The organism is Aquibacillus albus, assembly GCF_016908325.1.
Taxonomy (GTDB): domain Bacteria; phylum Bacillota; class Bacilli; order Bacillales; family Amphibacillaceae; genus Aquibacillus_A; species Aquibacillus_A albus.
Genome location: NZ_JAFBDR010000002.1, coordinates 247833 through 271192 on the forward strand (window position 1 = coordinate 247833; position 23360 = coordinate 271192).

Annotated in this window: 18 protein-coding genes; 7 read left to right on the forward strand and 11 right to left on the reverse strand. The window is 36.0% G+C overall.

The features are described from left to right. Nucleotides 1–500: 500 nt before the first annotated feature. The 3 genes from JOC48_RS03130 to JOC48_RS03140 are packed head-to-tail and all read right to left on the reverse strand — an operon-like array spanning nucleotide 501 to nucleotide 4079. Entirely contained in the window at nucleotides 501–893 is a 393-nt protein-coding gene (locus tag JOC48_RS03130; protein WP_204497588.1) for a hypothetical protein, read from the reverse strand. A 3-nt stretch (nucleotides 894–896) separates the two neighbouring features. Beyond that, nucleotides 897–2294 (reverse strand): hypothetical protein, encoded by a 1398-nt coding sequence (locus JOC48_RS03135; RefSeq protein ID WP_204497589.1) that lies wholly within the window; start codon nucleotides 2292–2294, stop codon nucleotides 897–899. Between the two features lie 15 nt (nucleotides 2295–2309). Beyond that, nucleotides 2310–4079, reverse strand: coding sequence for a right-handed parallel beta-helix repeat-containing protein (locus JOC48_RS03140; protein WP_204497590.1), 1770 nt, complete (start codon nucleotides 4077–4079; stop codon nucleotides 2310–2312). Nucleotides 4080–4481: 402 nt separating this feature from the next. Here JOC48_RS03140 and JOC48_RS03145 point away from each other — a divergent pair, with 402 nt between their 5' ends. Further along, a complete protein-coding gene (locus JOC48_RS03145; protein ID WP_204497591.1) occupies nucleotides 4482–5177 on the forward strand; it encodes a hypothetical protein in 696 nt (231 codons plus the stop codon). Nucleotides 5178–5710: 533 nt separating this feature from the next. After that, nucleotides 5711–6169: a CBO0543 family protein gene (locus tag JOC48_RS21745; protein ID WP_420829204.1), complete on the forward strand. Its 459-nt coding sequence runs from the start codon at nucleotides 5711–5713 to the stop codon at nucleotides 6167–6169. A 69-nt stretch (nucleotides 6170–6238) separates the two neighbouring features. Here JOC48_RS21745 and JOC48_RS03150 read toward each other — a convergent pair whose 3' ends face one another. The 6 genes from JOC48_RS03150 to JOC48_RS03175 all read right to left on the reverse strand — a co-directional run bounded on the left by JOC48_RS03150 (nucleotide 6239) and on the right by JOC48_RS03175 (nucleotide 13765). Continuing rightward, nucleotides 6239–7078 (reverse strand): nitrilase family protein, encoded by an 840-nt coding sequence (locus JOC48_RS03150; protein WP_204497592.1) that lies wholly within the window; start codon nucleotides 7076–7078, stop codon nucleotides 6239–6241. 35 nt (nucleotides 7079–7113) lie between these two features. After that, nucleotides 7114–8697, reverse strand: coding sequence for a response regulator transcription factor (locus tag JOC48_RS03155; RefSeq protein ID WP_204497593.1), 1584 nt, complete (start codon nucleotides 8695–8697; stop codon nucleotides 7114–7116). Beyond that, nucleotides 8678–10462: a sensor histidine kinase gene (locus JOC48_RS03160; protein ID WP_204497594.1), complete on the reverse strand. Its 1785-nt coding sequence runs from the start codon at nucleotides 10460–10462 to the stop codon at nucleotides 8678–8680. The genes JOC48_RS03155 and JOC48_RS03160 overlap by 20 nt, the downstream gene beginning before the upstream one ends. A 162-nt stretch (nucleotides 10463–10624) precedes the next feature. Continuing rightward, complete coding sequence (locus JOC48_RS03165) at nucleotides 10625–11917, reverse strand: ABC transporter substrate-binding protein (RefSeq protein WP_204497595.1); 1293 nt, start codon at nucleotides 11915–11917, stop codon at nucleotides 10625–10627. Nucleotides 11918–11996: 79 nt separating this feature from the next. Next, complete coding sequence (locus tag JOC48_RS03170; protein ID WP_204497596.1) at nucleotides 11997–12818, reverse strand: carbohydrate ABC transporter permease; 822 nt, start codon at nucleotides 12816–12818, stop codon at nucleotides 11997–11999. Next, nucleotides 12818–13765, reverse strand: a complete 948-nt coding sequence (locus JOC48_RS03175; RefSeq protein ID WP_204497597.1) for a carbohydrate ABC transporter permease — start codon at nucleotides 13763–13765, stop codon at nucleotides 12818–12820. The genes JOC48_RS03170 and JOC48_RS03175 overlap by 1 nt, the downstream gene beginning before the upstream one ends. 413 nt (nucleotides 13766–14178) lie before the next feature. Between JOC48_RS03175 and hisD the strand changes: the two genes are divergently transcribed. Together hisD and JOC48_RS03185 are read left to right on the forward strand one after the other, a co-directional pair. Further along, on the forward strand, nucleotides 14179–15492 hold the full coding sequence (gene hisD, locus JOC48_RS03180) for a histidinol dehydrogenase (protein WP_204497598.1): 1314 nt from the start codon (nucleotides 14179–14181) through the stop codon (nucleotides 15490–15492). A gap of 211 nt (nucleotides 15493–15703) precedes the next feature. Beyond that, nucleotides 15704–16798 carry an ABC transporter ATP-binding protein gene (locus JOC48_RS03185; RefSeq protein ID WP_204497599.1) on the forward strand — a complete coding sequence of 365 codons (1095 nt, stop codon included), beginning with the start codon at nucleotides 15704–15706 and terminating at the stop codon, nucleotides 16796–16798. A 224-nt stretch (nucleotides 16799–17022) separates the two neighbouring features. Here JOC48_RS03185 and JOC48_RS03190 read toward each other — a convergent pair whose 3' ends face one another. Beyond that, nucleotides 17023–18255, reverse strand: a complete 1233-nt coding sequence (locus JOC48_RS03190) for a multidrug effflux MFS transporter (RefSeq protein WP_204497600.1) — start codon at nucleotides 18253–18255, stop codon at nucleotides 17023–17025. A 495-nt stretch (nucleotides 18256–18750) separates the two neighbouring features. After that, a complete protein-coding gene (locus JOC48_RS03195; RefSeq protein ID WP_204497601.1) occupies nucleotides 18751–18882 on the reverse strand; it encodes a YpzI family protein in 132 nt (43 codons plus the stop codon). A 189-nt stretch (nucleotides 18883–19071) separates the two neighbouring features. Here JOC48_RS03195 and JOC48_RS03200 point away from each other — a divergent pair, with 189 nt between their 5' ends. The 3 genes from JOC48_RS03200 to JOC48_RS03210 all read left to right on the forward strand — a co-directional run bounded on the left by JOC48_RS03200 (nucleotide 19072) and on the right by JOC48_RS03210 (nucleotide 23188). Beyond that, nucleotides 19072–20205: a DUF2927 domain-containing protein gene (locus tag JOC48_RS03200; protein ID WP_204497602.1), complete on the forward strand. Its 1134-nt coding sequence runs from the start codon at nucleotides 19072–19074 to the stop codon at nucleotides 20203–20205. A gap of 280 nt (nucleotides 20206–20485) precedes the next feature. Then, nucleotides 20486–21223 (forward strand): LytR/AlgR family response regulator transcription factor, encoded by a 738-nt coding sequence (locus JOC48_RS03205; protein ID WP_204497603.1) that lies wholly within the window; start codon nucleotides 20486–20488, stop codon nucleotides 21221–21223. Between the two features lie 195 nt (nucleotides 21224–21418). Beyond that, on the forward strand, nucleotides 21419–23188 hold the full coding sequence (locus tag JOC48_RS03210; RefSeq protein WP_204497604.1) for a LytS/YhcK type 5TM receptor domain-containing protein: 1770 nt from the start codon (nucleotides 21419–21421) through the stop codon (nucleotides 23186–23188). The last annotated feature ends 172 nt before the right edge of the window (nucleotides 23189–23360 follow it).

The following is a 23360-nucleotide window of genomic DNA, read 5'->3' on the forward strand; positions in this document are numbered from 1 at the left end:
ATCATTTATGATAAACAAGGAATTTAATATATATAAAAGAACCAATACAAATAACATAGGAAGGATGGAATAAAAGTGATTATTACTGACGACGCTCGTGAGCACTTAAATGCAAGAAACGTTAACAACATCCGTATCTATTTCAACGGCTATGGCTGAGGAACGCCAAAACTTGCACTGGCTCTGGATGAGCTAGAAACGGATGATATAATCGAAACGATTAATGAAGTAAAAGTAGCAATTGACCCAAGAATTAAACCGAACACAGAGGACCTTGTTGTTGATCTGAGTGGAGATAAACAAGGACTTTCCTTATTAGGAGATACCGGGAATTGCTGTTAAATCTTTATAATATAAAATAAAAACCCCCAAAGACTTTTTGTTTTTGGGGATTTTTATACGAAAGGGGTCTGACCCCCGGAACAGCGATAAAACAAAAGACTGTCCTCCCACCGAGGACAAAATGACCGATTTGTCCACAGAAGGGGTCAGACCCCCCATTAATCCTGCATCTTTAATCCTCTGTTATAGCCGATTCCTGCCATTAGTATGACTAGGCCTAAAATTATAAATAGTAATACGAATAGTTTTACTATCAGGACAATTGGGCTTAGGTTAATTATGGCTAGCAATTCAAACTGAAAGTATGCCGCTAGAAGGAAAAGGATTGACGCTGATGAGTAAAAAATGGTTAATCTAGTATCGAATTTAGTTATCTGGTAAATAGCAATAGGTAAGCCCATAAAAAATAGTGCAAATGAAATAGTATTTACCAACCATTCATGATATGGAAAAGATAGACCTAAATAAGCTGGGCTAAATCTTATTAAAAATCCAATTACAATAAAGGATAATGCCACATAAGACTGTAACGATTCTATTTCTGGTTTCATGGATTAACCGCCCTTTCCCCTTACGATCGAATGAAAGACAAATCTCAAATGACGTAGAATAGATTTGTATAAAAACGATAGTTTATTTACATAGGTAACAAAGATCGTATAAAGAAATTTTCCCTCATACAAACTCGGATGTACCCATTGAATAAGTCCATTTTCGTTATAAATCAATTTGGGTGGATCCTCGCCGTTATAAGAAATTTGCACCACTTGCTCAGCGTCATCTGTCAAGATTTCATAATACCACCCTACCTTTGAATCACTTCCAAGATTGACCACCTTACCCGTTATTGTTTCTCCGCCCAAGGTGTCTATTTTACAATAATCATGATGCTTTAATTTCAAGTTGTAGTCCAAATGCTCCCCCACAGTGCTTGTGGAAGAAGAAATAGCTATTTCTTGTATATCCTTTAACTTTTTAGCTCTATCTATCATCACTCCATCCTCATATGGAAATGATTCTGTACTGCTCCAATCTTCATTGACATAATTTACTTTAATCGTTCTACTTTTATCAATTTTTAACGTGAATTCCAAGCTTTTCTCATCCATTAAATCATCTAATAAGTCGTTTTCTTCATTGTAGCTATGATGTGCCAATACCGTACTATACATGATTGGCTCACCGGTCAACTGTATTTTTTCTAATTTTTCTTGTTTAATCTTTACTTTAGGTAAAGGATTGTCATCATTTAAAACGATCTCTTCATTGAACGCACTCTCAACAGGAGGATTGAACTCAACGTTAAAGCCATACATTGGTTTAGGAAATTTTGCAAAAAATGTATAGGATACGGTATTTGTCCCTTCCTGCTTCGATTTCACAATATGTATTTGCATCATCATAGCCGCTAATAGAAGCATATCAAGATTCATCGCTTTATTTTTACAATTAAGCAGCTCATGATAACTTGGTAACTTACTAATTTGCGGTATATTTTTCAATTTAGTTAAAATCCAAATAAACGTTAGCATGATGAGAATAACAAGGACCGTACTTGCTAAAATATAATAGAATTCCGTACTATCTTTATTCGTAACAAAGTACAAAGAAGTCAGCCAGATAATACAAACTGCCCAGATGATTATTTTCGAGATTTGAATAATTTTACTAGTAAAATCTCTACCACCCGACATGATATTTTTATAAATAAAAAGATGATAGTTTATTTCTTCTCTTATTTCTTTCTGTTTAGCTAAATTGGTACGAAACTCCATGTGTTTATGTGGATATTTCATCAATTCCCAAATCGTTTCCCTTGCTTTTTCCACATTATGCTGACTATTTAAGGATACAAAAATAGCAATGAGCCCAAGTAAAGTTAATATACCTGACGTCAATCCAAATACAATACTAATATGTTCTGAAAGCGTAATTTTCCAATGTTCATTCATATTTTCACCATATTTTTAGTTTTTTTGATACTGCATCGTTACTAATTCATAGTCGCCATTTAAAATTTCTGGATTACTATTACTATTAATACCTATCTCTCCTCGTTCGTGTTCCTCTATTTCACAAAAATTGATAGTTGGGGATGAGTCGATTAAAAAGATGCCCACTTTTCCTTTCGTAATATGTAAGTCTTTTAACTGCATATGATCACTTGTTTTCACCATGATTTGGGCTTCAACCTTGTTATGACCATAAATAGAACAGTTCTCCATCTTTCCTTTACAATGATTCCGAATAAATATTCCCACACTGCCCCCATTATAAATGGTTGAATCTTTCATCGTTATTTTTACATGTTCATCTAAGAATAATTGTGGATAGGATTCATTTTCAAAAAATTGACAATGCTGAATCACACCTATACTCTTTTTCCTCAAGATCATTCCTACTTTCTTTCCATTACGTACTACGGAATGATCCATCATGACCGTTCCGTGAATAGCGTTAATTTGAGGCTCAGCATGGTTGTAAATTTCACTATCCATGATTTCTATATATGACTGCTTGATAGAAACCGCACCTAGACCATCATAAATTTTCGTATGAGCCAATTGTAACGAACTATTCGCAATCACAACTTGATGGTAATATCGATGTCCGCTAATGATACAATCTCTTATTTCACCTTTACTGTTTTCTCCCAATTGTATACCGCGCCCTTGACCATCCATGATTCTCGTTTTCCATGCAAGCATTTCTGAACCATTCTTTAGTAGCAATTGAGTAAGTTGATGGTTATATACTTCACTTTCAATAAGCTCTAACTTGGAGTCATCCACAAAAAATGCCCCATGACCATCATAGATTTTACTATTCTTAACAGTTAGAACACTTTTATCTCGTAGACTGATGTGGGTATAATCCATGTGCCCGTGTACGGAGCAATTCTCGATTGTTCCTTTACTTTCTTCTATTAATTGAATGCCATTACCATTACCATCCTTAAGTTTTGTTTTTGATAACGACATTTCCGAACGGTTTATCAGCTTTACATGCGGAATTTCATGTTTAGCTAATTCACTTCCTTCAACCTCGATCGTTGAACTTCCTACATAGATTCCTTCGTAACCATCATAAACTTTACTATTCTTTAATTCGAGAGAACTGCCTTCCTCTATACTAATCTGTGAAAATTCATCATGCCCATGAATCAAACAGTCTTCCATGGTTAATTGACCCTTTTCAATTACTCTTAAGCCATTCCCTTTCCCACTATGAATCTTACTTTGTCTAACTACAGCAGATCCTCCGGAAATAAAAATTTGTGGATCTAAGTGCTGGGAAAAGGTACTTTGCTCAATCTCTACGAAACCCTTACTGTATATGCCACAATTATTTTCGGATATCCTACACTTTGACACTTTCAACGTTCCACCTTGTGAAACATAGATACCTCGATCTTTTATATGCTCAATCACACTATCTTCCAATTCTAGCGATCCATTCAAAATTTCAATTCCATTATGGTAGCCCTCTAGGTGATGGAGCGTAATTCCATTCATTTTTACTTTTGCCCCATTTTTAATAACAATCGGCGATTTAATAAACACATGCTGCTTGTTACCTGTCAACTCTATTGATTTCTCAATCACAAGTGCACGATCCTCTTCGTATGTACCCTTTCTAATAACAATTGTGTCCCCATCCATAGCAGACAAAATGGATCTTTTAATTGATTTATTCAATGAAAAAAAACGGTTAGAAACCTTCGTTACTTTTCCCATAAAACTTTTCCTTCTTTCTTGAGAGACTATAATAGGCGGAATTTGACTGATACACTACTTGTACTCAAATGGAAATTAAACCTTAACCCAAACCGAATGAAAAACTTCATTTTTGATAATCTTATAATTTAATATTTAGTAAGGTTTCATGCCCTATTATACAAAATTATCATCCTATTTTGCAGCCAAGCCTAATGAATCAAAGGGATTTATAGATGGATCTTTAAGACAAAGAAAAGAAAAATACCTACACCCTCCGACAAACTGTCCACCCCACACGGACAAATGTCCACGGAGGGGGTCAGACCCCTTTATAAAAAATTTACATAAATTGTAACTGTATTACACTAATTTCGACTAATAAACTGAAACGATATTTTACTAATAAAGGTGGGATAGTAAGTGAAGAAAATGACACATCGAATGATATTGACATCGTTACTTTCCTGTTTATTCATCTTAGTTGGTTGCAGTTCACAACAAGCGTCTAAAGAAATTAATGGGCAACCAACACCATCCGCGGAGCAGAGTGAAAATAATGAAGATAAAGTAGACAATCCAGATGCTCCATCAGATGACACAACAACTCCAGAGGAAAAAGAAGAACCTAATGACGAAGCGAACACTCCTTTACCTGATACTATTGAAATAACATTAGCTGGTGAATTAGAGCTAGAGACTCACACGGCACATCTCCAACAGAGTGAATTAGGATATTTCCTTTACACACTAGAGGGGTACCGATTGGAACAGGAAGAACAGGGAAAAGACATTCTAATTGCACCATTTAATGAAGAAATTTTCATGAGAATTCAACCGTTAGGAAATAATGTAAGCGCAGAAGAAAAGAAAGCATCCATTACTGAAAAAGCAGAGGGAAATCTAACAGAAGCTGAATCGATCGATGAGAGCAACACAGCATACACACTTATTGAAGAAATTCCGTCGGATACAGGTACATTAACCTTACTACACGTTGGAAAAGAAGTGGATAATCAACTATTTGCGTTTACCATCCACATTCCAGTAATTGAAGCGATTGAGGCTGCTGAACCTGCATTCTTAGCGATGATGGAGACTGTAGAAACACAAAAATAAAATGGGACAAGGGGACAGGTCAGGACCACTGATAAACGCATCCTAAAATTTGACAAAAAAGAAAAAAAGAGAAGCTAATGCCCTACTATATGAGGTTATTAGCTTCTTTTTAGTTCATGTATATTCAATGGAATCTTGTTACTTTATCAATAGCTTCAACCTTGCCCACCGACTTTACAATCGCACTGGACCATGGACAAGAGAGACAAGTTTAAAATTTCGGGTGGGACCAGCCCAAAAACAAGAAGGAATTTACCTCTTTATGTTGAAATAAATATGCTAGTAGTTATAAAGTATTAGTAATTTACTCTGAGATTTCCATACGGTTACTCTCTTCATAATACTATTTAGCATCTATACCATAAGACCGTTTAAATACCTGTTAGGGGTTGTTCCACTGGATAGACCTGCTTTATTTTTATGTTTTTTATTTGATGATAAAAAATAAAAGCGCTTTCATTAATTTTACAAAAGTGTATGGGAAAAACATTTTAAAAATAGCCAATGTGCTGGGAGGGGAGTGTTTTATGTCGATGGAATTTTTTATTGAATTATCGGTCTGGATTTTTGCTTTTATTTTGCTGGTGGGGCTCATACCTAGAGACAGCGTCCACTTCGCGTGTTTGAGTTTTTTAATTATGCTAGTACCTGCATCAGTTTTGGGTATACTCGTCGTTCAATACAACTTAATTGAATACCCGATCCGCTTCTTTTCTGATGCAACAAAAACAAGTTTTACATTTGAGTTTTTCGCATTGCCTGTTATTAGTGCTATCTTTAATGTTCATTATCCTTCAACTAGATCGCTTTTCATTAAACTCATCTATTCCATTTCTTTTCCCACGGTTTTAACCATTTTAGAAGTTTTGTTGGAGAACCATACAAAACTAATCCGTTATATACACTGGGAATGGTATTATACGTGGATCAGTTTATTATTCGTACTCTATATATCCTATAGAAGTACCAAACTATTCTTTAAAACTTTATAGGGACAAGGGGACAGGCTCCTTGTCCCACCATCATTCACTTCCGACAAAATCCGCCGAAATTTCGGGTGGTCACTGTGACCAATATAAATCCGTTCTACGGTCTTGTAAAATATTATTCAACTGCCCTTTTGTTTTTTCCGTTCGGGCCTCAGAGAGATTAATCGTTGCCGAGATTAACTTTTCTTCATGCATATCTGCCGGACCAGTCACTGGCCAGCCATGTATATCAACGATCGTACTGCCACCAATAAACGGTTGATTCCTCTCAACGCCGACACGATCGGCACAAGCAATAAATAAACTATTACAATGAGCATTTGCCATAGCAATATGGACAGCCATAAGCGTTTCATCTTCTGGTTGATTTTTTTCTGGAACCCAATTCGTCGGTATACAAATAAGATCCACACCTTGGGATGCATAATATCGGTAAACTTCAGGAAACCACATATCATAGCAAATTAAGATACCAATCTTACCTTCATCGATTTCGAAAATGGGCAATCCTAGATTACCCGGTTCAAAAAATAGCTTCTCTTCATTCCACAAATGATTTTTCCGATATGTTCCAATATAGCCATCCGGACCAATGAAAACTGCAGCATTATAAAGACTGTTCCCATCTTTTTCAGCAATCCCTGCTACAATGTAAACGCCATATACTTTAGCCGCATGACACCATGCTTGGACCGTTTTTCCTTCTGGGATAACTTCAGATAACGCAATAGCTTCTTTTTTTGTATGAAACACGTACCCAGTATTGCATAATTCAGGCAAGACGATTAATTTAGCTCCTTGTTCAGAAGCCTGTTTAATCCATTCTAATGATTGCTCAACATTGGATTCCACGGCCCCAAAAACAGGCTTCATTTGCACGCATGCAACCTGGATCACACTTCCTTTTTCCATGCGAGAATTACCTCCCTTTACAGTAAACCACTACCCTAGCTCGACAAAGAAGTACTTCGATACTCATTAGGTGATTTACCAACTCTCTTCTTAAATACTTTGCTAAAATATTTTTCATTTTGATAACCGACGTTATAGGCAACTTCATAAATCTTTAGGTGCGGATTTACTAACAGCTCCCTAGCCTTTTCAATTCGAATTTTAGTCACATAATCGGTAATGGTCTCACCGAATTCTTCTTTGAATTTTCTAGATATATATTCTCGACTCAAAAAGAAACGATCTGCAATTTCTTGTAGTGTAACTTCATGATCATAATTTTGTCTTAAATAGTCTTCAATTTTTTGAATACTGCTTTTTTCCGTCTTAAATTTCGCATCGTGTAAACACTGAATTAAATCGTAAAACTCTTTTCTCTTTTCTTGTTTGAATTTTTCGAAATTAAAGTTTCCATTGCTATCCCAAAATTTTACTCCTTTGTATAATAAAAGAGCTTCATTTATCTCGTATTCCTTCAGCCAATTTTTCGTTAATAATTCAAATTGTTCCTCCCAAACCTTTAATTGTTCAAGAGACAGATTATGGGAAGATTCAAGCGCACTAAAGATTCCATCTAATACGTTATCGATCTGCTCTAAGCTCCCACTTTGCAAAGCCCACTTTATGTCCTTAGAAAAATCTAATATATGAAGAACTGGACGAGTATCTATCTCTGAGATTGTCAGTCTGTTCGGTTTATTATTTTGTTCCATCAAGTTTCTTTTTAGTAAGTAAGTTAGTGCAGATTGATAAGCATCTACTAGTTTCTTATTTTCCCCACCTATTGCAATCGTACTATGCATATGAGTAAACTCAAAGATCTCCCGTTCCAGTTGATTCATGTACGCCTCTACCTTACTACTATTGCAAAATACTAGAATAATCTCATCATCTTTATTGATATTTCGAAAGCAGATACCATCTTTATTCTTGCTAATCACTTTCTTGCAAAAATCTAGTAAAGTAGAAAATGTTTGTTCCATGTCACCAATAACCTTTGTTTCGATCATCGCACGAATAGAAAGTATTGCTACTCTATAAGGTGAGTGGTTTAGATTAATAGCAAATTCATCTTTTATTTTCGTTACCACACTTGGAGAGATGTTCGCTTGATGAATAGTTCCTGATAATAGGTGATCCCAATAAAACGGCTTTACTTCCGTTAGTTCTTGTTTATACTCTAATACAGATTTCCGATTAATTTCTTCCTCGTTCCACTCTTGTATAGCCCGTTCCAAAGTATTATTTAATATCTCAGGATCTATTGGTTTTAAAATATAATCATAACTTCCATAAAAAATAGCATTACGCATATAATGAAAATCCGCATGACCACTTATAACAATTGTTTTACTTGTTATAGCCTTAGCATCCAGCCACTTGAACAGATCGATGCCATCAACTATCGGCATGTCCATATCTGTAAAAATGATCTCAGGCTGCTCTGTTACTATAATATCTTTTGCCTCTTCGCCATCCTGTGCCTCAAAAACATCCTCTATACCATGTCGTTCCCATTTTGCTAAGAGCATGATACTTTCTCTTACATGTTTTTCATCATCAATAATGATTACTTTCATCGATATCATCCTCCGTTTCGATTGGAATTCGGATTGTCACTAATAAACCGTCCGTCTTCTTATTACGAAATCGCAAACTAGCTTGGCCATCATAGTATAGATGTAATCGACTGTGTATATTTTTCAAACCTATATTCAGGTCTGTTTCACTTTTCTTCTGTTCTTCGTTCAAATATCGTCTAATTTCTTGTAGCCGTTCCGTAGAAATTCCTTTCCCATTGTCACCAATTTCTATTACAAGATCGTGATTTTCATGATATCCGGTAATACTAAGCTGACCTATTTTACGATCACTTCCATCGAATCCATGCTTAAAATAGTTTTCTATGATAGGTTGAAGAAGCATTTTGGGCACATAATCACTCATTGTATCGGCTTCAACATTCACGGAGTAATCGAACCTTTTCCCAAATCTCTCTTTTTGTAACAATAAAAAGGCCTTACAGTAGTTAATTTCTTCAATCAATTGTACTTTGTCTTTGTCCATATCCATGCCATACCTCATAATTTTGGATAGATGGGTAATCAACGTATAGACTTGAGGAACTTTTTTCTTTAAAGCTACTGTTCCGATAGATTGCAATGCATTATATAAAAAATGGGGATTAATCTGTGCCTGAAGCACCTTTAATTGATTTGTTTTATTTTTAATCTCCAATTTATATTCACGATTAATTAGATGATTAATCCGCTGAATCATCTGCTTAAAATATTCGCCCAAAACACCTATCTCATCATTTCCTAGCGATTTAAAATTAACTTCCATTTTTTCTTTATTAATGTTTTGGATATTCTCTACTAGAATATGAATCGGAGACGTGATTTTAAACGAAACATAAAATATAGCGATAATGGTTAACAAAAGGCCCACCACGCCGATTAATATATTCTTCTTGACAATACTAAGCGCACTTTGATAAAGAGATGAATAGGAGATATTCTTAACTAAGATCAACCCACCAGAGGATTCAGGAAGCTTCGAATAAAATATAATGCCTTCTAAATCTTCCGTATCCCAATTTAGTGTACCTTGCTCTTTTTCTGCCGATAGAATACGATCGATCCAATCTTGATTCTCAACCTCTTCTTTTGAATGGTATAGTGCTTCTCCTTCTGACGTAAAAATATAAAAATCTTCCGTATCTTCAGAATATAACTGCTCACTAATTTCAAAAAGCCGTTCAACCTCTATTTCTACTGATATAAAAGCAAGCAAATCATTGGAAGGAACATCAATTATAGCCCGATGAATGGAAATGACATTGTCATCATTACCGCGTTGCTCACTTGATAACTTTTCTATATACATATGATGAGGATTATGTTTAACCTTATCAAAGTAGGTTGCTGTTGTTGCGTCATCTATTTGTGTAAACATAACTTTACTCTTTGACACGGCTATACTTTTATTCTCATCAAATAAAGAAATATTCACTTTTTTTAAATTTTGATCCGTATAGAGAAAATTCTCTAGTTCATTTCTAACTGTCCAAAAGGTTTCGAAATCTGTTTCATGACGATCTGATTTCAAGTAATTCATAAAATTCCGATTACTATAGAAAGATAATGTGATATCTATTAATTCATCCATGTAGCCTTCTACATTTTCTCTACCTTGATATAATAGCTTTTCATTTTCTTGTATATAATTGTTTTCTAATGATTCCCTTGTATAAAAGTATGTTGTTAAAATGACTCCTAGCAGAATAATAGTTATTAAAAGTAGTAAAACATTCAGTTTATTCCTTATGCTTGTCTGAATCATAAAGGAGCCTCCTAAGAATAACCTCTCAACAGATCAAATAAAAAAGGTATTGTAAAATTATACTAGAGTCTATCCTATATAATCCAGTACTATTTTAGAGAAGCTTATTAGTAGGAATATAGAAGAATGCCTACTGGAGACATTCTTCTATAAAAAACTCATTTATTCTTTCAAACTATCCCAAGTTGCTTGGAATTGTTCTAACACAGTCTCGTAATCTATATTTCCAGCTGCATACGATTGAATTGTTGATCCAAATTCGTGGCTTGCACCACTAGGAAATTTATAAAATGTCCATGGTATTGTTTTTCCTGCTTTAGAGTATTCCAAGATTGATTCACCTAAAGCACCTATCCCTGTCGGCTCAATGTTATCAAATGCAGGTATGAACTTAAATTGTTCTGTAATGTATTGCTGTCCCGTTTCAGATGAGACCATCCAGTTTAAGAATGTTTTTGCGGCTTCTACATTTTCCGAGTTTTTATTGACTGCCCAGTTATTCGGGACACCAACAGGTAAAAGATCTTCATCCGCCTCATCACTTAGAGGTATAGATAGAAAAGACATATCCATTTCTGGGTCAATTTCATAAATCATCGCTTCTGTCCAGTTCCCTTGCCCTGCAAGCATTGCTGTTTCACCAGAAGCAAACAAAGTAACTTGTGTATTGTAATCCGTTGTTAAAGGATTATCATTCGCATAGGCTAGTTCTATATCAATATATTCTTTAAACTGTTCAAATGATTCATTACCAACAATAGAAGTGGTGCCTTCGTTGAGTCCTTGAATAAATGATGCAGAATCATCCTGTTTTGCAAATGGAACATTGATCAAATGCTCACCAGGAATCCAATATTCGCCATACCCAGCAGCAAATGCCGTGATTCCACTATTCTCTAGTTTCTGTGCAGCTTCTTTTAATTCGGAAAGGGTAGTTGGCTTTTCTGTAATACCCGCTTCTTCAAATAGTTTCTTATTGTAAACAATCCCATATCCCTCTAGGTTAATTGGCATACCATATAGCTTACCTTCACTATCTGTCATTGGCTCCTTTCCAATAGGTAATACGTGCTCCACCCATGGTTCGTCAGAGAGGTCAGCAAGATGCTCTTTCCATAACTCCAACTCTGTAAATCCTCCATTAATAAAAATGTCAGGCTCTTCACCAGAAGAAAATTTCGCCTTTAATGCCGGACGATAATCTGCACCCCCGCCCAATGCTTCTAATCGAATGTCAATGTCTGTATACTCCTCTTCAAACTCAGCTGCCATCGCTTCAAGCTGATCAGCAATTTCAACTTTCGGGTGGAAAATATATACTTCTTTAGGCTCTTCACCTTCTTCAGAACCCGTGCTCGAATTTGATCCTGTCGTTTCTGCATTGCCTTCAGAACAACCCACAGCAATTGCAGATACAAATAACAGTGACAACAATAGTAATAAATGACGCTTCATAAACAATTCCCCCTTGTTATAGTGTAACTAATTTTTATATAAATTTTTGTCCTTTTATAAAAGTGACAAAAATTTCAAACTATTTAATCGAACCTGCTTGTACACCTTTAATAATGTGCTTCTGTAGAAATAGAAAGAAAGCAATGATTGGCACAATTCCTAATACAAGAGCTGCTAATCCCATATCCCATTGTTTTTGGTATTGAGCAAATAAAGCACTTGTGGCTAATGGTATTGTTCTTAGATCAGGATTTTGCAAGACTAGTAAAGGCAACAGGTAATCATTCCAAATCCACAATGTATTTAAAATAATTACTGTGGCAGTAATCGGCTTTAATATTGGGAAAACAATTCTCCAAAATACACCAAATTCACTACACCCATCAATTCTCGCTGCCTCTTCTATTTCAGTCGGAACGGTTTTAATAAAACCGTGAAACAGAAACAAGGATAAAGATACACCAAATCCAAAGTACATGATGACAATCCCATGAATGCTATTTATTAACCCAAGCGTCCCGGAAAGTTTTAATAATGGAATCATCACCGTTTGAAACGGGATCACCATAGAAGAAACAAAGATGATAAACAAAATTTGACTTAATTTATTTGGCGTCCTAACTAGCTTCCATGCTGCCATGGAGCTGATTACGACTATTCCAACAATACTAGTTACTGTAACTAAAAGTGAATTTAAGAAAGCCTTTGGGAAATTAATCAACCCCCACACCTTTGAGAAATTACTAAATAATACTTTGTTTGGGAATGATGCAGCATTAACCAATATTTCAGGAAAACTTTTTACTGAATTAACGAGTACAAAATAAAATGGAACAAGAAATAAAATGGCAATGGCTATACCAATAAGTTCAACAATAAAAGTGCTTTTTTTGTAACTCATTACGCCTCCACCTCTCTTTTCTTCGTTAGCATAACTTGAAAAGTTGTGAAAGCTGATACCGCTATGAAGAATAAAATTGATTTAGCAGTACCTAATCCATAGTTATTGTTATGAAATGCTTCTTGGTAAATGTTAATAGCAATCGACTGTGTTGAATTAAAGGGACCGCCACCTGTTAAAGAAATATTTAGGTCATATATTTTAAACGCCATTGAAATCGTTAAAAATAAGCAGATTGTAAATGAAGGCAATATTAGCGGAATTATGATCTTAGTTAATAGTGTCCACCCTTTTGCACCATCCATTTTGGCAGCTTCTAATAACGAATTGTCAATTCCTTGTAGTGCAGCTATAAAGATTACCATCATATAACCACTCATCTGCCAACAAAAAACGATAACAATTCCCCAGAAAGCTGTTTGTTCATTTCCTAACCAAGGAAGCTTAAAGAATGGAATGTCCGTAAGGTTTCCAACAGAAGCAAACCCTTTTGTAAAAATAAACTGCCAGATAAACCCTAATAATAATCCACCAATTACATTTGGCATAAAAAATACCGTACGTAATATGTTACGAGTCTTTAATGCCTCATTTAATAATAGAGCTAGTCCAAACCCAATAACATTCGTTAACAATACTGAGACTAGCATGAATTTTGCCGTAAACATAAACGAATTATAAAACTCTGGATCTCCTGTGAAAATAGTTTTATAGTTTTCCAATCCAATCCATTCAACCGCAGAACTAACACCGTTCCATGAAGTAAAGGAATAATAGACCCCCATAAGGAAAGGAATGATCTGGATCATAATGAAAAACAATGCAGCAGGAGCCACAAACGCTGTATAGGATAATACTTTCTTGATTTTCACCTTCTTATCCGCACTCATAAAAAACTTAGTCTTCACATGTGTATGTAATTCCTTCTGTTTTAATTTTGTCTCCATTCTCTTCACATCACCTTTTTTCTGAATATTCTCACTTCATTATAGATTGTTTCTGTCTGATTTAAGATGGGTTCTATTGACCAAAAAGGGTAAAAATTTTGACTTTTTATATAATTTGTTTCTATCTCGTTTAGCATCCTTATATAAAAAAACACAATAAACACTAGTACGAAAAGTATCATACCAGCCAAATAGTGCATTGTTGAAAAATGATGCTAATTTCATATTTGTGGATGAGTTGAGGCAATCAATTTTCAGAAAAGTTAAAATTAAACACTAATTTGTTCAATGTAGAACAACGATTATACACAGCAACTCCACTATAATGGTATGTAATTATCGTGTTTGTCTATTAAATAGATTCATTTAAGAGAACCATTGATTAGAAAAATAATTAGGAAAGAAGGGGTAAAATGATTGAATTTCTAAAAGAAGAACAAAAGCAAGCAATCGAATCAGAGTCATCAAAGCTCCAAAATACTGTTTCTTCTATAATAGAAGAGGTAAAAAATGATGGAGATTTAGCATTAAGAGCATATTCAGCTAAATTTGACCAAGTAGAATTAGAGGACCTTAAAGTGTCCAATGATGCGATTCTACATGCGAAAAAACAATTGCCACTATCCTTGATAGAAGATATCCAATTTTCTATAGAAAGAATTAAAGCTTTTGCGGAAGCTCAACGACGTACGTTAACAGAATTTGAACAAGAGATGGATCCCGGTGTCCACCTAGGCCAGAAGGTAATACCTATTGAATCCGTTGGCGCATACGTACCTGGCGGAAGGTATCCGCTGCTTTCTTCAGCTCAAATGGCTATCATTCCTGCTAAGATTGCTGAAGTGAAAAATATTCGTGTGTGTACCCCTCCTACAAAAGCTGGTACTATTCATCCAGCTGTACTTTATGCCGCTCACTTATCAGGTGCAGATGAGATTTTTCCAGTTGGAGGAGCACAAGCAATTGCTGCATTAGCTTATGGAACAGAAACCATACAACCAGTCAATAAAATTACAGGACCAGGAAATCGATTTGTAACAGAAGCTAAGCGTCAGGTTCATGGAGTGGTAGGGATTGACCTATTAGCAGGACCTAGTGAAGTACTCGTTGTTGCAGACGAAACAGCAAAGACAGCGTACGTTGCCGCAGATTTATTAGCACAATCCGAACATGATGTTCATACTCAAGCGATCCTAGTCACTACAAGTCGAGAATTTGCTTTCGCTGTTATGAAAGAAGTTGAAAATCAACTTCAAACACTATCAACTGCTGAATTAGCAAGAGCTTCATGGGAAAAACGAGGACAAGTCATTGTCACTGATACACTTGATGAAGCGATCCAAGTAACAAATGATTTAGCATCAGAGCACTTACACGTTCAAATTAAAGATGCTCCTCAGCATATTGATAAATTCACCAACTACGGATCCTTGTTCTTAGGAGAAAACTCATCCGTTGTTTATGCTGATAAAGTGTCCGGTACAAACCATATCCTTCCGACAAATCAAGCCGCAAAATTTACAGGTGGCGTCTGGGTTGGTACATTCTTGAAAGTTGTGACATATCAAAGAATTGAAAAAAAAGGTGTGCAGACGATCGCCCCTCATTGCGTCAGACAATCCCATCGAGAAGGACTAATTGGTCATCTTAGATCTGCAAACATTCGCTTAGAAGGAAAATTAGATGCAGACATGGAAGAGTTGTTAGCGTTAGAAAATAACAATTAATAAACTTGCACAATTGAACCAAAGAAAGCATCACAGAGTTGATGCTTTCTTTGGTTAGTAGATATGGAAGAAATCAAAATATCGTGGTAAAAGTAAAATTTCATTCACTACATCCTATTGACAGTCTAAATTTTGTGCAGTCTTAAAATTTACTTAATAGTCTAAATGCTTATATACTTTCAGACTATCACTAAAGGAGGCAGACATTCTCATGTCAACGATTAAATTAGCGAACATTGTGAAGCAATATGATAAAAACACGACTGCAGTAACCGATTTTAATTTAGACATTGATGATAAAGAGTTTATTGTTTTTGTTGGTCCATCTGGCTGTGGGAAATCGACTACATTGCGGATGATTGCAGGGCTAGAAGAAATTACTTCTGGAGACTTTTTCATCGACAATCAACGAATGAATGATGTAGCACCAAAAGATCGTGATATCGCCATGGTATTCCAAAACTATGCGCTATATCCACATATGAATGTCTATGATAATATGGCGTTTGGACTAAAGCTCAGGAAAGTGAAACAAGACGAGATCGACCTTAAAGTAAAGGATGCAGCAAGGATCCTTGGACTAGAGGCATATTTAACAAGAAAACCAAAAGCATTATCTGGTGGTCAAAGACAGCGTGTAGCTCTTGGTCGGGCCATTGTACGGGATGCGAAGGTATTCTTGATGGATGAGCCATTGTCCAACTTAGATGCAAAACTACGTGTACAAATGCGAACAGAAATTCAAAAACTACATAGACGACTACAAACAACAACGATCTATGTGACACACGATCAAACCGAAGCGATGACAATGGCAACTCGTCTCATCGTCATGAAAGATGGGGAGATCCAACAGATAGGCGTTCCTAAAGATGTGTATGACAAACCAAACAACGTATTTGTTGGGGGATTTATCGGCTCACCTTCCATGAATTTCATTAACGGAAAAATTAGTAATGGATATTTCCACATTGATGATGAACATAAGCTTAAGTTGCCTGAGGACTGTGTAACAAAGCTCGTAGACCAAGGATATGATAACCAAGAGCTAATTTTAGGCATCCGCCCTGAAGATCTTGATGACAGTTCTGCAGCTGACAACTCAGAAACGGTATTAAATGTATATATCGAAGTTGCAGAATTAATGGGGGCGGAAACATTTATCTACTCAAAAATAGCAGGAAAAGATTTAATTGCTCGAGTTGATGCACAAGACAACCTGACTGATGGAGATACCAAATCCCTTACATTTGATATGGACAAAGCGCACTTTTTTGATGTAGCCACCGAATTAAGAATTGATTAGGATTATTCATAAAAAATATCATAGTGAAAGATGTTATCAAATGATTCAATTGTTTCAAAAACACAGTATCCAGAGATCAATAAAATCATTGACAAAAAGCTCACACCCCCTTTTCAGTGGGGATGTGAGCTTTTTATCTTAGTAAAGGACATATAATTCACCTTGTACGAAAGTCATGAGACAAATTCCATCAAATTCCAGGCGGTGCCAGGGCATCAGTCCCATCAAAGATTAAGTTTTTCAGTATAAGTAACAGTGTAATTTAATCTAACTATCATAAAATAACAGGTAATCGCTAACACTTCACATGCTGCTATCACAATTCCCAACGGCAAGACATTTTGGCTGCCTGCTATTCCGACTATTGGAGCAACTAAGCCGCCAAAGGCGTATTGTAAAAGACCAAGTAAAGCTGATGCACTACCCGCACTATTCCCCTTACTTTGCATTGCTAGTGAAGTGCAAGTTGGGTTCACTATTCCTACACTAGATACGACAAAAAACAATGGTATCAAAACAAATTCAATGCTTGTTCCAATTAAAAATACGATAAGTAAAGTAATACTTCCTATTGTTGCAGATAGCAAACCAAACTTTAGTATTGTCATTTCATTAACTTTTCCTGCCAGCCTTCCAGTTATCTGGCTAGCAGTGATGATACCTATAGCATTTACAGCAAATATTAAGCTATATCCTTGTGGAGTGACGTTGTAAATATCTTGAAAAACAAATGAAGAACCAGCAATATATGCAAACATCGCACCGGAAACCAGGCCTTGGATGAAAGCAAAACCCATAAATGACCGGTCTACAAACAAGCCTTTAAAGATAGTTAGATTATTCTTTAGTCCACCCTTCGATCGATGTTGGATGGACAAGGTTTCAGGCAGCCCCCAAATCACCGATAACATTATAATTAAACCTAGCATAAAAAGAGCAATAAATATTCCTCTCCATGAAAAGAAATGCAGTAGCTGTCCTCCTATAATAGGAGCAATAATCGGTGCAGTGCCCATAACTAACATCAACATAGCAAAAACTTTTGTCAATTGTGGACCCGAGTAGATATCACGTACACACGATCGAGCAATAACTACACCACCTGCACCTGCAGCGCCCTGCATAAAACGCAAAAAAATTAACACCCAAATGGAAGGAGCAAGTGCACAAAGTAATGATGCGATAAGATATATGGAAATTGCAATAATTAGAGGTTTCTTTCTCCCATAAGTGTCACTTAATGAACCAACAATAATCTGCCCAAATGCAAGACCTAAAAGACAAGCTGTTAAACTGAGTTGGGTCATGGAAGCAGATGTATTTAGGTCTGTGGTCAATAATGGGAATGCTGGAACATACATATCAATCGTAAATGGAGCAAACGCAATCAGAAAACCTAATATAACAATCCGCAATTTCGAATGCCCTAATCGATCCTGTTTATATTCATTTACCATCCTTATACTTCAATCCTTTCCGTTTAAAACTCCCCCCACTTAAACCCTATTATGTAAATCGACAATCGTAGATGTGGAATAATAACCCCCACTTACGATGATCCTCTTTACTGTACCCACTGCCTGAATAAGAGGCTTGAATACAAACCAATACAAAGCCAGCTATCTCTGGGGCATCTGTTACGTTAAAGTACTTTTTTTACTACTTCTAGATTTATAGAGTATACGGTTGAATCAGCAACTTTATTCCGAACCAATCGATATGCTCCGTAAAATAACGCTTCGGTATATAAGCAGTTAAACCTTCCCTGTCATAATTCCCAAGCATGGTGGCTGTTACTCTTATTACTAAATCTGCTACAAAGGCCGGGCCATCACTGTGACCTAGAGAATTAACCCTGTAGAGAATTTACTCCACAGGGTTTTCCTTGATTTAAAATCAAAAAATTGGACTAGTAACGAAAACCCTCCTGTATAATTTTTACAGGATATCACTTATCGTCTACGTTTATTCGCTTGCTCTGTTTCCTCTACTCTTGTTGCACCAGCATATCCTAATCCCTGATCTCGATCAGATTCCACTCTTCCTGATTTTTTAAGCTTTTTTTCTTGTCTATCTCTACCCATTGGTTTGCCTCCTTTCGTGAGTAGTATTCGAAACCTGCTGAATTGTCATACGCACATATTAAAAGGACTTATCTGTAGTGAGCTCCTCTCCTTCGACAAATTTCTTCAAATTTCAAGTGGTCACAGGCACCATTTACCACCCCATTTGATAAGTAACTTGCTTTATAATGGGTTTGGGAGTGAAAGAGTATGAAAAAAATGTTTTTATTTCTGTCATTATTTTTATTAACTGGTTGCATACCTGAGCCAGAAATTGATATAGATGGTGTTCAGCAAGGGGAAGTTTACGTTAACGACCAAACCATTAACATTGATGAGGAGGCTGCTGGCGAATATACTTTACATTTAAATGGGAACGTTATTCAAAACGATCATACCGTATCTGGAAACGGAGAATATGAGTTGACCATCACAGCTAAAAGGTGGTGGAATGAAATAACCAAAACAATAGCGTTTGAGATTGATGACGAGCCACCTGCCAAACCGTCTTTCAAAGATGAAGTAAAACCACTTTATTATAAAGAAGCGAATTTCGAACTTGAAAAAGAAGAAGATGTGACTTACAAAGTAAAAATTGATTATGAACCATTCGACATCTCGCAAGCTTATACAAAGGAAGGCACACACAAGCTTTATATTCAATCTATCAAAGACAACGGTTTGGTAGCGGATCGCAAAGAAACTTTTGAAATTGACAACCGAACCTATTCCCGACATGAGGTCGATGCCTTTAAAAAATTCTTCTTCCATAATGAAGACCAGGAAGGAACTAAGTTTATCAAGTGGTCAGATCATGTAGGTGTACATGTTTACGGAGAACCAACAGCAACGGATATGAAAGCTCTAGAATCTAATTTACAAACAATAAATCAAATCCTTCCCGTTGATTTAAATTTGCGAGAAAGTCAACCATTTGCTGGAAGTAACCGAATAAATGTTCATTTTGTTCCAACATACCAATTTAAAGATTATGGATTTAATGAAGAGTTAAGAAACAATGATTATATGGTCGTTGGTTACGCGATGCCGACGTTGCTCACGCACGATGATGAGCTTTTTGAAACGAAAATTCTTATCGGTACCGATACAGACCAACAATTAAGAAAGACGACTATCCTCCATGAATTGATGCATGCACTGGGATTCTATGGCCATTTTGAAAACAATCCAAATAGTATTCTTTATCCTTATACAGATACCAACCTTACTGAGCTTAGTAGCACCGATAAAAAATTGATTGAAATTCTCTATCGTAAGGATATAAAACCAGGGATGACAGAAGCCGAAGTTGAACAGACCCTTAACGACTGGATTGTCAAATAACACGGAATTAGTTCTAGCTTAACGTTAAGCTAGAACTTTTTTCGTTTACATGATGACGTTACATAATGGTTACGGAATTGAATCTGACAATAGGGGTCAGACCCCTCCATACGCTCCACAAATACTTGCGTCATATTTCCTGACAAGTTAATGGTTATAACTTAATTGATTTAGTAACCTATATATTTATGAAAGAAAGATTCCAACACGTACATTGTGGGAATTTATATTTTCATTTTCAGTTTTCCTTATTGTAGCAAAAAAGGAGGACCCAATATTTATGGATGTTTATTTAGTTGAGGACGAGTTGTTTGCACGAGAAGAACTTAAATATATGCTGTTACAAAATGATGGTTTGAATATAGTTGGCGAGGCAGAGGATATCCACGAAGCGATGTGGGAGATTAATGAGTTGCGTCCTTATGTTGTATTTTTAGACATTGGCCTTGCAAAAGGCACCGGACTAGATTTAGCTAAACAATTGAAGTCGCTAAAAAATCCTCCATTTATCGTTTTTGCAACTGCATATGATGAATATGCAGTCGATGCCTTTGATTTAGATGCAATCGATTATCTGGTGAAGCCCTTTAATGAAAAAAGAGTGATTGCAACCGTTAAAAAGCTAATGCGTCGGCTGCATACAGAATCCTCACATCAACGGGATATCGAATTGACAGAAAAAGATCAACCAGTTGATAGACTTGTAGTAAATAAGGATGAAAAATTCTTAGTAGTTGATACTGATGAAATTGTTTATATAGGGACAGAAAATAGACAAGTATTTATTAAAACGATGAACAAAGAACATTTAGTTGATATAGCACTTTATGAGATAGAGGAAAAGTTATACTCGAAAACGTTTATTCGAGTACATCGTGGATATATCGTTAATCTCAATCACGTTAGCGAAATAGAACGATGGTTTAACGGTACGTATAACCTTAAATTACATGATGGGTCAAAAGTGCCGGTAAGCCGTTCGTATATCAAAGATATAAGAGCGGCTTTAAGGTTTTAGAAGATAGACGATCACACAGACAAGTACAACACCGTTACTAACTATCTCGCTGTACGTTAAAAATGTTTTAGATTTCCCTATTTAATCATGTTCTTGAAAGGACACAAAGAACAGTTGATTAACCATACTCCATCTAATTGGACAAATACTTACTAAAACACCCAGGAAAGCGAACAAAAAGGAGGCCCCAAGCGCATGTGGGATTTGCTATCACAATTAGTATCACGAATGTGTATTATCGTAACAATAGCTTTCTTAATCACACGCCTAAAAGCGTTTCGTCAAATGATCCACCAGCGCTTAAATGTGAAGGATCATATGGTTATGATTGTAGTATTTGGTTTTTTTGGTGTCATTGGAAATTATACAGGAATTGTTGTGAACCCCAATGCCACGTTTACTTCAGGGAGTTGGATTTCAACATTAGGTTCATTTAATGCGATAGCCGATACTCGGAATATTGGCGTAATCATCGGCGGAATCTTTGGTGGGCCAATTGTCGGTTTAGGGGCTGGAATAATCGCAGGTGTTCATCGTTATTTGTTAGGTGGATTTATTAATACTGCCGTACTCATTGCTACTATTTTTGGCGGGATTGCTGCAGGGTGGATCGGTAGGAAGTTCCCTTTAAATCAAAAGATTCGCCCCACCATTGTATTAGCTATTGGAGTCGTTATTCTTACCATTCAAATTCTCCTAGTGCCTGTTTTCGCTGTACCACATCAAACCGCATTTCAGTTAATTCAGTTTACCGGTTTTCCGATTATTTTCGTAAACAGTATTGGTATTTGGATTTGTGCTATGATTCTTTATAGTGTGATACGTGAAGAAGAAAGGACGAGAGCAACCCAAACACAATCAGCACTCTTTATCGCTGACAAAACGTTGCCATTTTTCCGACAAGGCTTAAATTCGTACTCATCCAAAAAAGCAGCAACTATCATTTACAAACTAACAAATGTTGATGCTGTATCCATAACTAATTGGACAGATGATTTAGTCCATGTAGGGAAAGGAACGCACACTCATTCCAAAAATCAAGTAGAAATGGATGCAACCAGAGAATCGATGGAGACAGGCAAAGTTATCATCGCAAAGTTACAAAAAAAATTTTCATCCACCAATTCCAACTGTCCATTAAAAACTGCCATCATACTCCCTTTACTTGTAAAACAAAAAGCAGTTGGAGCACTAAAGTTTTATTATATAGACGCCAACAAAGTTGATTCTGTTGCAATGGAATTAGCTGAAGGTTTGGCAACACTGTTTTCTACACAATTGGAACTAGGAGAGGCAGAACGTTCTAGCAGGCTCTTGCAAGATGCTAAGATCAAAGCATTACAAGCACAAATTCACCCACATTTCCTTTTTAACTCAATAAATATCATAGCTGCACTTTGTAGAACAAAGCCAATGCTAGCAAGAGATTTACTGGTGCATTTAGGTACATTTTTACGCGGAAATATTATGGGCGCAAGACGCACATTAGTAACTGTCAGCAAAGAATTTGAAAATGTTGATGCATATTTATCTTTGGAACAAGCTAGATTTCCAAATCGATACTCATTGAACAAAAACGTCGAAGTTGGGTTAGAAGATGCACTAATACCACCTTTTACATTGCAACCACTTGTAGAAAATGCCATTCGTCATGGATTTACAAAGCATCATAAAAAAGGGAACATATTCATCTACGTTGAAAAGCAAAAAGAATTCTTAAACATAGTAGTCAGTGATGATGGTATTGGCATCCCTAAAAAAAAGTGTCATGTATTGGGGCAAAATAACGACTCAATGGATGGCAATGGTGTAGGCCTAAATAATATTAAGGAACGTTTAACGGCTCTTTTCGGTACGGATGGAAACATGAAAATCCAAAGTGAAGTTGATTCAGGGACAGAAGTTATTATAAAAATTCCACTTCAATTTGAACAAGGAAAACGAAATGTTGCTGAAATAATATAATGAAATGTAAAAAGCCATGGTGACCGTGGCTTTTTTATTTTAAATGAAAAGCTAAATAACTTTAACCAATACATAAATTCATGCATTCTGTATCGATAATGATGTCACTTGTCTCCATATACATGTCATTCGTCTTCAAAAAAACAAAAAATTCTAACAATTTAGTATTATT

Excerpts from the sequence above, each read along its gene's own strand:
- JOC48_RS03130 (WP_204497588.1), bottom strand. The coding sequence starts at position 893 with ATGAAACCAGAAATAGAATCGTTACAGTCTTATGTGGCATTATCCTTT.
- JOC48_RS03135 (WP_204497589.1), bottom strand. The coding sequence starts at position 2,294 with ATGAATGAACATTGGAAAATTACGCTTTCAGAACATATTAGTATTGTA.
- JOC48_RS03140 (WP_204497590.1), bottom strand. The coding sequence starts at position 4,079 with ATGGGAAAAGTAACGAAGGTTTCTAACCGTTTTTTTTCATTGAATAAA.
- JOC48_RS21745 (WP_420829204.1), top strand. The coding sequence starts at position 5,711 with ATGGAATTTTTTATTGAATTATCGGTCTGGATTTTTGCTTTTATTTTG.
- JOC48_RS03150 (WP_204497592.1), bottom strand. The coding sequence starts at position 7,078 with ATGGAAAAAGGAAGTGTGATCCAGGTTGCATGCGTGCAAATGAAGCCT.
- JOC48_RS03155 (WP_204497593.1), bottom strand. The coding sequence starts at position 8,697 with ATGAAAGTAATCATTATTGATGATGAAAAACATGTAAGAGAAAGTATC.
- JOC48_RS03160 (WP_204497594.1), bottom strand. The coding sequence starts at position 10,462 with ATGATTCAGACAAGCATAAGGAATAAACTGAATGTTTTACTACTTTTA.
- JOC48_RS03165 (WP_204497595.1), bottom strand. The coding sequence starts at position 11,917 with ATGAAGCGTCATTTATTACTATTGTTGTCACTGTTATTTGTATCTGCA.
- JOC48_RS03170 (WP_204497596.1), bottom strand. The coding sequence starts at position 12,818 with ATGAGTTACAAAAAAAGCACTTTTATTGTTGAACTTATTGGTATAGCC.
- JOC48_RS03175 (WP_204497597.1), bottom strand. The coding sequence starts at position 13,765 with ATGGAGACAAAATTAAAACAGAAGGAATTACATACACATGTGAAGACT.
- hisD (WP_204497598.1), top strand. The coding sequence starts at position 14,179 with ATGATTGAATTTCTAAAAGAAGAACAAAAGCAAGCAATCGAATCAGAG.
- JOC48_RS03185 (WP_204497599.1), top strand. The coding sequence starts at position 15,704 with ATGTCAACGATTAAATTAGCGAACATTGTGAAGCAATATGATAAAAAC.
- JOC48_RS03190 (WP_204497600.1), bottom strand. The coding sequence starts at position 18,255 with ATGGTAAATGAATATAAACAGGATCGATTAGGGCATTCGAAATTGCGG.
- JOC48_RS03195 (WP_204497601.1), bottom strand. The coding sequence starts at position 18,882 with ATGGGTAGAGATAGACAAGAAAAAAAGCTTAAAAAATCAGGAAGAGTG.
- JOC48_RS03200 (WP_204497602.1), top strand. The coding sequence starts at position 19,072 with ATGAAAAAAATGTTTTTATTTCTGTCATTATTTTTATTAACTGGTTGC.
- JOC48_RS03205 (WP_204497603.1), top strand. The coding sequence starts at position 20,486 with ATGGATGTTTATTTAGTTGAGGACGAGTTGTTTGCACGAGAAGAACTT.
- JOC48_RS03210 (WP_204497604.1), top strand. The coding sequence starts at position 21,419 with ATGTGGGATTTGCTATCACAATTAGTATCACGAATGTGTATTATCGTA.